General features: G+C 54.8%; 7 protein-coding genes and 2 pseudogenes. 3 read left to right on the forward strand and 6 right to left on the reverse strand.

All coding sequences use genetic code 11. From position 1 onward, the window contains the following. Positions 1–83 precede the first annotated feature (83 nt). Both CPT76_RS21155 and CPT76_RS21160 read right to left on the reverse strand, forming a co-directional pair. Positions 84–566 (reverse strand): hypothetical protein, encoded by a 483-nt coding sequence (locus CPT76_RS21155; protein WP_105444368.1) that lies wholly within the window; start codon positions 564–566, stop codon positions 84–86. 71 nt (positions 567–637) lie between these two features. Then, a complete protein-coding gene (locus CPT76_RS21160) occupies positions 638–946 on the reverse strand; it encodes a hypothetical protein (RefSeq protein WP_105444369.1) in 309 nt (102 codons plus the stop codon). Positions 947–1,193: 247 nt separating this feature from the next. Between CPT76_RS21160 and CPT76_RS21165 the strand changes: the two genes are divergently transcribed. After that, the gene (locus CPT76_RS21165; RefSeq protein ID WP_076175928.1) at positions 1,194–1,673 is read left to right on the forward strand and encodes a GAF domain-containing protein; all 480 of its coding nucleotides are present in this window, start codon (positions 1,194–1,196) and stop codon (positions 1,671–1,673) included. Positions 1,674–1,785: 112 nt separating this feature from the next. Here the strand turns inward: CPT76_RS21165 and CPT76_RS21170 are convergent, their stop codons facing one another. Next, positions 1,786–3,282 carry an endonuclease MutS2 gene (locus tag CPT76_RS21170; RefSeq protein WP_105444370.1) on the reverse strand — a complete coding sequence of 499 codons (1,497 nt, stop codon included), beginning with the start codon at positions 3,280–3,282 and terminating at the stop codon, positions 1,786–1,788. Between the two features lie 487 nt (positions 3,283–3,769). Next, a pseudogene (locus CPT76_RS21175) lies at positions 3,770–4,096 on the reverse strand (alpha-glucosidase C-terminal domain-containing protein); the annotation flags it as partial. Positions 4,097–4,195: 99 nt separating this feature from the next. Between CPT76_RS21175 and CPT76_RS21180 the strand changes: the two are divergent. Together CPT76_RS21180 and CPT76_RS21185 are read left to right on the forward strand one after the other, a co-directional pair. Beyond that, positions 4,196–4,762 (forward strand): RNA polymerase sigma factor, encoded by a 567-nt coding sequence (locus CPT76_RS21180; protein WP_089549039.1) that lies wholly within the window; start codon positions 4,196–4,198, stop codon positions 4,760–4,762. Continuing rightward, a complete protein-coding gene (locus tag CPT76_RS21185) occupies positions 4,710–6,377 on the forward strand; it encodes a DUF4179 domain-containing protein (RefSeq protein WP_181152981.1) in 1,668 nt (555 codons plus the stop codon). Before CPT76_RS21180 ends, CPT76_RS21185 begins: the two co-directional genes overlap by 53 nt. Before the next feature lie 131 nt (positions 6,378–6,508). On the opposite strand, the gene CPT76_RS21190 is transcribed toward CPT76_RS21185, so the two are convergent. Both CPT76_RS21190 and CPT76_RS21195 read right to left on the reverse strand, forming a co-directional pair. Continuing rightward, on the reverse strand, positions 6,509–6,928 hold the full coding sequence (locus CPT76_RS21190; RefSeq protein ID WP_105444373.1) for a TipAS antibiotic-recognition domain-containing protein: 420 nt from the start codon (positions 6,926–6,928) through the stop codon (positions 6,509–6,511). 173 nt (positions 6,929–7,101) lie between these two features. Then, positions 7,102–7,626, reverse strand: a pseudogene (locus CPT76_RS21195) (endonuclease MutS2); the annotation flags it as partial.

Here is a 7,626-nt window from a genome sequence, read left to right on the forward strand (position 1 = left end):
CCCAAAAAAGCCCCTTGGACTCCGGACTCCTCTCCTTCGGACCAAGGGGCTTTTCCATTTTCTGAATATGAAGCCAGCCAGCCTTATTGCATCCTGTACTGCTTGCTCTCCTCTGCCGCGATGTCTTCCCGGATGCTCATTTTCTCCGCGTTGTAATGACTGATCGCCTGGTTTAATCCCTTCAGGTCGAAGACGGAAATGTTCAGCTTGCTGAGTTCATCCACGTCCGATCTCAGCCGGTCCCTCAAATCCGTCAGCCTGCGGATATGGGACTGCGCATATTGGCCGGCTCTTTCCTCTGTTAATTCCGAGGATTTTTCGGCTACCAGGGCGCCGTTGACCTTTACCAATTCATCCGACAGCGTATGTTTCAAACGACTGAGCCGGCGCTTCAAACGCGCTCCAATCATGACATATATAGCAAATCCGAACAAAAGAATCGCCAGCGCATAGGACAACCAATACCATGCTCCGTGCGCGCTGTGCTCAGTCCCTGCATCGGGCAGTTCCGCCGCCAGCACCCGCACCGGGCTTGTCGTCAAAGCCGTAGTAAACCATTTATGCATATTCATTCCCTCCATTCTAAGATGCGGTAACGATTCTAGGTGGCAGGAAGTTGATCTTGGAAGCCTGGGCGTTAAGCACCGGCATTCGCGCTCTCCGTTTCTTCAAGTGGTGCCAGTACTTCCCCGCACAGCTTCTGAAGCATGACCTGAATTTCCTTGAACTCCCCGATTCCCGTTCCGGTCAAGCTGTATTCATCGCCGTGAGCCGTCAGAAAGTTCAATTCGGTCAGGTGCTCCAGTTGCTGCTTCACTTCCCGTTCCCCCACCTTGTAGCCGTGCGCCTCCAGCACGGGCTGCATATCACGGATGGTCAAGTCATGGTGATGAGCATGGTAAAGCATGTGGATACTCATGAATAAATTTTGTACGTCTGCACGCATAGATTCCTCTCCTTCCGGCGAACGCCTGTAAAAATGAGCCTGTCATTACCATTGTTTACCCTTCTTCCGCTGCCGGGAAACAATACCGATCCCTGCTTAAGCCATGCCGGACGCCGGAATCAGCAGGATTCCCAGGAATTGTTCTTTACTTTGAGAGGGAGGAATTTTACTTGACGTGGAAGGAATTCCTGTATACTATCTTTTATAATTAACCAACGGTTAAAAGACAGAAATGAGGTGGATCGTCATGTTTCAAGCCCTTCCCTACGAAGGAAACCGGAATGACCAATTTGCAGCCGTCCTCGAACAGCTTAAGTCGCTCATCCATGATGAGCCCAGCTCCATTGCCAATCTAGCCAACGCCTCGGCCCTGCTGAACAGCTTCCTTCCTGACATAAATTGGGTTGGTTTCTATCTTTTCGATGGAACTGAGCTGGTTCTCGGACCGTTTCAGGGGCTCCCGGCCTGCATCCGCATTCCTTTGGGTAAAGGGGTATGCGGTACAGCGGCAGCCGAGCGGAGAACGATTGTGGTCGATGACGTGCATGAGTTTCCCGGGCATATCGCCTGCGATGCCGCCTCGAACAGTGAAATCGTCGTTCCGCTGGTCCAGGGAGAGCGCCTGATCGGCGTACTCGATATCGACAGCCCGCTGAAGGGGCGGTTTGACCAAGATGAGCGGCAGTTTCTCGAACAGTTTGCCGGTATTTTGACGGCACAGCTGTAATATAGGATCCTGGAAAATAAAGCGGTCTTCTGCTTATGATGCGGAAGACCGCTTTTTTCCATTCCTGCATGATAAGATAATGAACGAAAACACGGTGTTGTTTGTCTTATGGTCAGATGGAACAACCGCCCATCCCCAGCTTTGTGGCGATTTGAATCGCGTAGCTCTGCCCCGCCTCGCCGATCGTCAGCCGGTAAAGCGGCTCTAGCGTCTCGACATCGAACTCCATCCGGGCGTTCTGGAAGCCCGGCGTCCGTGCCGCAAACGTCTTCAGCTCGTTAAAATGCGTCGTGACCATGATCATGGCGCCTCTGTTGCTGAGCTCTTCCAGAATGGCGATCGACAGGGACATCCCTTCCCCCGGATCCGTTCCGGCCGCCAGCTCGTCGATCAGCAGCAGGGTATGGCGGTCCGCCGCATCCACCATCCCGATCAGGCGCTTAATTTGGGCGGAAAAGGTGCTGAGCGACTGCTCGATGCTCTGCCCGTCCCCGATCGCCGACAGCACTTTAGTGAATACGGTGAACGTGCTGCCATCCTCCACCGGCACGAGCAGACCCGACTGCACCATCAGGGTGAGCAGCCCGAGCGTCTTGAGCGCCACCGTCTTGCCGCCGGTATTCGGCCCGGTAATGATCAGCGAGCGGTAACCGCCGCCCAGCTCCAGCCGCAGCGGCACCATCGTCTTCAGCATGAACGGATGCCGCGCTCCGCTTACCTTGATGCGCCCGCTGTCGCTAAGAAGAACATTGTTCCCGCCCAAGGTGCGGCTGTATTTTGCTTTGGCAAAAATAAAATCGTACGTTCCCGTGATATCGATGTTCAGCAGCAGATCAGCCGAAGCCGCTTCAAGCAGCCCGGTCAACGCGCTCAGCACGATGCCTTCCTCCCGGGCCTCATCCGCTTCGTGCATGCCAAGCTCGTTTTGAAGATGGGCGACCTCCTCCGGCTCCACAAAGACGGTCTGCCCGCTCGTCGACTGGTCGAGCACCGAGCCCTTGATCGTTTTGTGATACTCCCGCTTGACCGGAATGACGTACCGGCCGCCCCGGACGCTGACCAGGTTTTCCTGCAAAATCGAGCCGTGCCTGGACAGAATCGCGGCGATCTTTTTCTGAATTCGCTCCTTAACGATGGCGATCTTCTTGCGGACGCGCTCCAGGTTTTTGCTGGCTTGATCGTCCACCCGGCCAAACCGGATGCAGCGCTCAATTTCGCTCTTCAGCTTCGCCAGCTCCTGCATCGAGGAAGCATAGGAGCTGATGCCTGGCGCGATGTCGCGCTTCCCGGCCATGTACTTACGCAGCTGCCCGCAGCTGTGCAGAAACGTATGGACCGCGGTAAAATCCTGCTCGTCGAACAGGTACCCTGTATGCAGCAGGGAGACGATCCGGTCAATCCCTTCCAGGGATGGCAGCGGGACGCTGGCCCCTTTATCCAGCAGCGCCTTGGCTTCCGCCGTCTCATCCAGCGCCCTGCGGACTGCACTGGCCGTGGTCAGCGGCTCCAATTCATCGATGTGCCTGCGTCCTTCATATGAAACCGCGTAGTCTCTCAACGCTTCCTTCATTTTGTCGTATTCCAGCATGATCATCGTCGTTTGATCCATTGGTAGTTCATCCTCCTGTTTCTTGTTATATCTTCCTATGGCAACGCAAAAAGGGGCAGAGAATACGCGCATGCGATTCCTGCCCCTGGTCTGCCGGACTGCCTTTGTCTGCTGCCTTTGCTGTACGCAAAAAAACCGTGCTGCAAAGAGCACGGTCCTGTACGCCGGAGAGCCAGCCGCCCATTAGGAGGCGGCCCGTATCCGGCATGACAACGGTCGAGCGGTCAACGCTCCACCGATTCGGATCACAAAGGTTTCAAACAGTCCGCAAGGGATTGTCGTTTGATGCTTCGCGTGTTCTTAACTATTTCCAAGACTGCATTCTGCAAAGAGGCGCATTGAAAGAAAGAGTGCCCTCCCGGGCATTCCCGCCTGTCTTCGTGTCATACAGTCGATATGGAGTTTGATTAGTTAAGAACAACCACCGTCATCAAAATCTCTCCCTTGTTATAGGATGAGGTAAATTTACCAAGTTTGCGCCCTGAAGTCAAGGGGCTGGTGTCTTCATGAGGTATACTCTCGCTTCATACGGCCGCAGCTTCAAATTCCCGAGATCCTCCTCCCCCTTGATGGGGTAGTTGGAGATCAGCAGCTGCTTGGCCTCCGGCACGAGCTCCGCCGGCAGCTTCAGCACCGGCTCGCCTCCGAAAAAGTTCAGGATGACCAGGAGACACTGGTCCTCCAGCGTCCGGGTATACACATACAGCTCCTTGTCGAGCGGAAGCAGCAGCTTGTATTCGCCGTACACGATGACTTCATGCTGCTTGCGGAGGGCGATAAGCTTTTTANAGTAATGGTAGATCGAATTCGGATCCTTAATCGCATCCCGGTGTTGTTTGTCTTATGGTCAGATGGAACAACCGCCGGCCGGCATCGGTTCCATGGATCTTTGCATGTCAAGGAAGGTGAGGCAATGACGGACAAAGAGCTGTTCGAGACCTTTAACCGGGATGTCTACAGCTTTTGCTACTATATGATGCAGCGCAGGGAAGACGCCGAAGACCTCTGCCAGGAGACGTTTATCCGGGCACTGCTCGCGGACCGGAGCTCTATTCAGGATATCCGGCGCTGGCTTATTCAAATCGCCGCCAATTTGTGCAAAAACTCGCTTCGCCGCTCGAAAGCGGGCGTCATCAAGGAAAAGCTCTTTTCCTATCGGCATCTGGCGGCTGCCCCGCATTCGGTCGAGGAAACTGTCGAAGGGCGGGAACTGGCCTTAGAGCTGTCCCGGCTCTACGGACGGCTTCCCGCGAACATTCGGATGGTGATGATTCTCCGTTACATTAACGGGCTGTCCCAGCAGGAGATCGCCGACATGATCCGCGTTCCCTTGGGGACCGTCAAATCCAGAATCAATAAGGGGCTTTCGCTCATGAGAAAATATATCGCTAAGCCCTCCTGCCCCCTCATGAAAGGAGAGAATGACGATGAACCGATTCAGCTTGGAACAGATGGAACGGGCCATTTCACGAAAGCCTGAGCCCGCTCCCGATTTTGAAGCGATGTGGAGCACGATCGAGGAAGAGGTTGGGCGACGGCGTTCAGGCCAGTCTTCAACTGTAAAAAGGTCATCGGTGACCCGCAAGTGGGTTCCGGCGGCCGCTTCCGCTGTGGTCTTCCTGGCGGTAGCCGTTCCCGTGTTTGCAGCCATAAACCCGGGCTGGGACTTGTGGGGACGGCCGGGTGTGAACAATGCCATTCAGCACGGCTTTGGCGAGCCGCTGGATTTGAGTGCCCGGCAGTCGGGCACAACGATGAAGCTGCACGGCGTCGTGACCGACGGCGAGCAGATGGATGTGCTCTTTACAATGAAGGTTCCGGACCTTCCGGATTATGACGCCGTCGATTTCGAATCCGTCTCCCTGTCCGATTCCAAGGGAAAAGATGCCAAGCCAAACGTCCTGCTCAAGCGCGATGAGGAAAAAGATACCCTGAAAGGGATGTTCGAGCTGCAGGATGAGCTGAAGAAGTCTAAACGGAGCATGCACTTGGACGCCAGCAACCTGGTTTTTTACCAATATGACGATCTGCCTCTTGCGGGAGATATTGCCGAAGGTTCCATGCTTGCTCCATCGTCGTCTGCAGGCGGCTTCGCGGCTGTGGAGATCCTATCGATCGTCCGGAAAAACGACCAACTGACCATCCGGTATGCCCTGACGTCACCACTTGAGGATCCAGGCTATCTGGACCCCCACCTGGTGATCACCTCCGGTTCGCACACGTATCAAAGCGTGTCCCGGGCGGTCCTGCCCCCGGACGGTAACGATTTGCTGTGCCAGTCGACCTTCACCATTCCGGAACGGGACTGGAAGGGAGCCAAGCTTCACCTGACCTATTTGCAGGAGATCAAGAGAGTAGCGGGAACCTGGGCTTTTGACTTCAACGCAGACGGCAGCAAGGCCAGCGAAGCCATTTACAGCAAACCGCTTCCGGCAAATGAGGAACAGGCTACAAACGTCAATTTGAACCTGAAACAGCTGGTCATCACGCCGCTGCAGATCCGAATCCCATACAGGCAGGATTCCAATGACTGGACTGAGGGCGTGAGACGCTTTACGAAAGTATCCCTGCAGCTGGGGGACCAGCGCATCGAAGGCGGTGACTATCATACCGGCATGTACGAGAAGGTCCGGCACCGGGAATATTTGGATGAAGGCTACCTGCGCTTTGAGTCGCCGACATGGTTCAAAGACTGGTCGGGGGAACCGATGAAGCTTATCTTCTCAGGTTTGGAAATTACAAAAAGGAACCTTTCGAAGCATTGGTACGATTTGGCGGCACCGACTGCCACTGAGCAGCAGGTGCAAATGGATCTGGACGGACGGAAGGTCACGTTCACCTACTATCTGAAGGGCAGCCAGTTGATCGTGAAGTCTTCCTCTCAGGACCCAACTTTTAAAGGGGTCTCGCAATCGGTGATCCGTGCCGGCGGAAAAGAGATCCTCCCGGACTACGTCCCTGCGCCGCCTTCGAGCGGGCCGTTTACCAAAGTGGAGACGTATTCGAACCTTCCGGAAGGAACGGCGCTGCAGCTGAACCCGGGCGTGTACGTGCTGCTCGAGCCGGACGAGACGGTTGAAGCGGCCATTAATTAACGCCTTTTGGTAAAGTCAGTTCTCGGATCCGACCCAATGAAATGAACAGATGCTCCTCCGTATACGGCAGAAGCCCGCCCGGCCATTCATCGGCCAGGCGGGCTTGTTGTGCTCACCCTTGTTCATCTTCCTTACATCAGCTCGCGCTCGGCGAATATGATCATCCCGTCCCGTAAAAAAACGGGAAGCTGCGGATGGTATGCCGTAAACAGCTGCTTGTGTTCGGTCTGTTCCACATATAAGTTTCCCAATCCGATATATACCATTGCCGACGGCGTATAATAACGGCTCATCCATTCATAATGCCTGCGGATGATCCGCTGAACCTGCGGAGCACCCGGGTGATGGCCTTCCTCGATGGCCGCCTTTAAATCCCGGTTAATCTGATCGATTTCCCGCTGGGACCGCAGGTAGTCTTCCTTGGTCCACAGCTGCATTTTATGCTTGCTCTCCTGCGTTTCGGACTCGCCTCCCAGCTGGGTCAGCACGTCCTGCTCGGTCACATTGGATCCGGCCGGGCCTGAGTCCCGGCCTCTTTTGTCTGGTTCCATCGTTTCTCCCTCCACTTGACTTTCTGATCTATATCTTTTGCCTCATGGTCTGCACGATTGATGTCAGGTCTTGTCATCTTCCAATTACCCGTTTCGCAGGAATCTAACCGCTACCGAAGGGGCATTTATCCGCTTTTTTTAACATTTTTTTCTTCCGTAACTCGATTCACAATTTAGGGCTTCGAGTCGGAATCGCGAATGATGGACAGCCCCTCGACATGCTTGCGGTTCATCAGCTTGCTCTTCTTCCGGTTCTCCTTGGACTCAAAAATAATGTCGAAATCGTAGTCCTCAGGGTACAGTTCGCTCTTCTCAATGAACAGCTTGAGCCGCTTCTGGTTGATCCGGATCTTCTCCTTCTGGATCATGACCCCTACCATGCCCATGGCGTCCTCCGGCTCGTAGACGATGCCCGTTCGCCCATAGGAGCTGACATAGACAGCGTCTCCTACCTCAAGCTTGCGCACGGGCGCGGCCGATGCTTGCTCCTGATCCTCATCCGCCTGATCCCGACTCCCTGCTTCATCGCCCTCCTTGGCTTCAAGTGGGTCGGAGGACTGAGCTGTCTCCTCCATCTGCTCAGACTCCGATTGAACAATGGGATGTTCCTCAGCTGCATCGGGCTGCAGGGCAGGCAAAGGCTTCTGCCTCTGCAAAATTTCCTGCGACCGCTCGATAATGCCTGCTGTCATCCCCAG

The organism is Paenibacillus sp. AR247 (assembly GCF_002968895.1).
Lineage (GTDB): Bacteria > Bacillota > Bacilli > Paenibacillales > Paenibacillaceae > Paenibacillus_AQ > Paenibacillus_AQ favisporus.

Excerpts from the sequence above, each read along its gene's own strand:
- CPT76_RS21155 (WP_105444368.1), bottom strand. The coding sequence starts at position 566 with ATGCATAAATGGTTTACTACGGCTTTGACGACAAGCCCGGTGCGGGTG.
- CPT76_RS21170 (WP_105444370.1), bottom strand. The coding sequence starts at position 3,282 with ATGGATCAAACGACGATGATCATGCTGGAATACGACAAAATGAAGGAA.
- CPT76_RS21180 (WP_089549039.1), top strand. The coding sequence starts at position 4,196 with ATGACGGACAAAGAGCTGTTCGAGACCTTTAACCGGGATGTCTACAGC.
- CPT76_RS21160 (WP_105444369.1), bottom strand. The coding sequence starts at position 946 with ATGCGTGCAGACGTACAAAATTTATTCATGAGTATCCACATGCTTTAC.
- CPT76_RS21185 (WP_181152981.1), top strand. The coding sequence starts at position 4,710 with ATGAACCGATTCAGCTTGGAACAGATGGAACGGGCCATTTCACGAAAG.
- CPT76_RS21190 (WP_105444373.1), bottom strand. The coding sequence starts at position 6,928 with ATGGAACCAGACAAAAGAGGCCGGGACTCAGGCCCGGCCGGATCCAAT.
- CPT76_RS21165 (WP_076175928.1), top strand. The coding sequence starts at position 1,194 with ATGTTTCAAGCCCTTCCCTACGAAGGAAACCGGAATGACCAATTTGCA.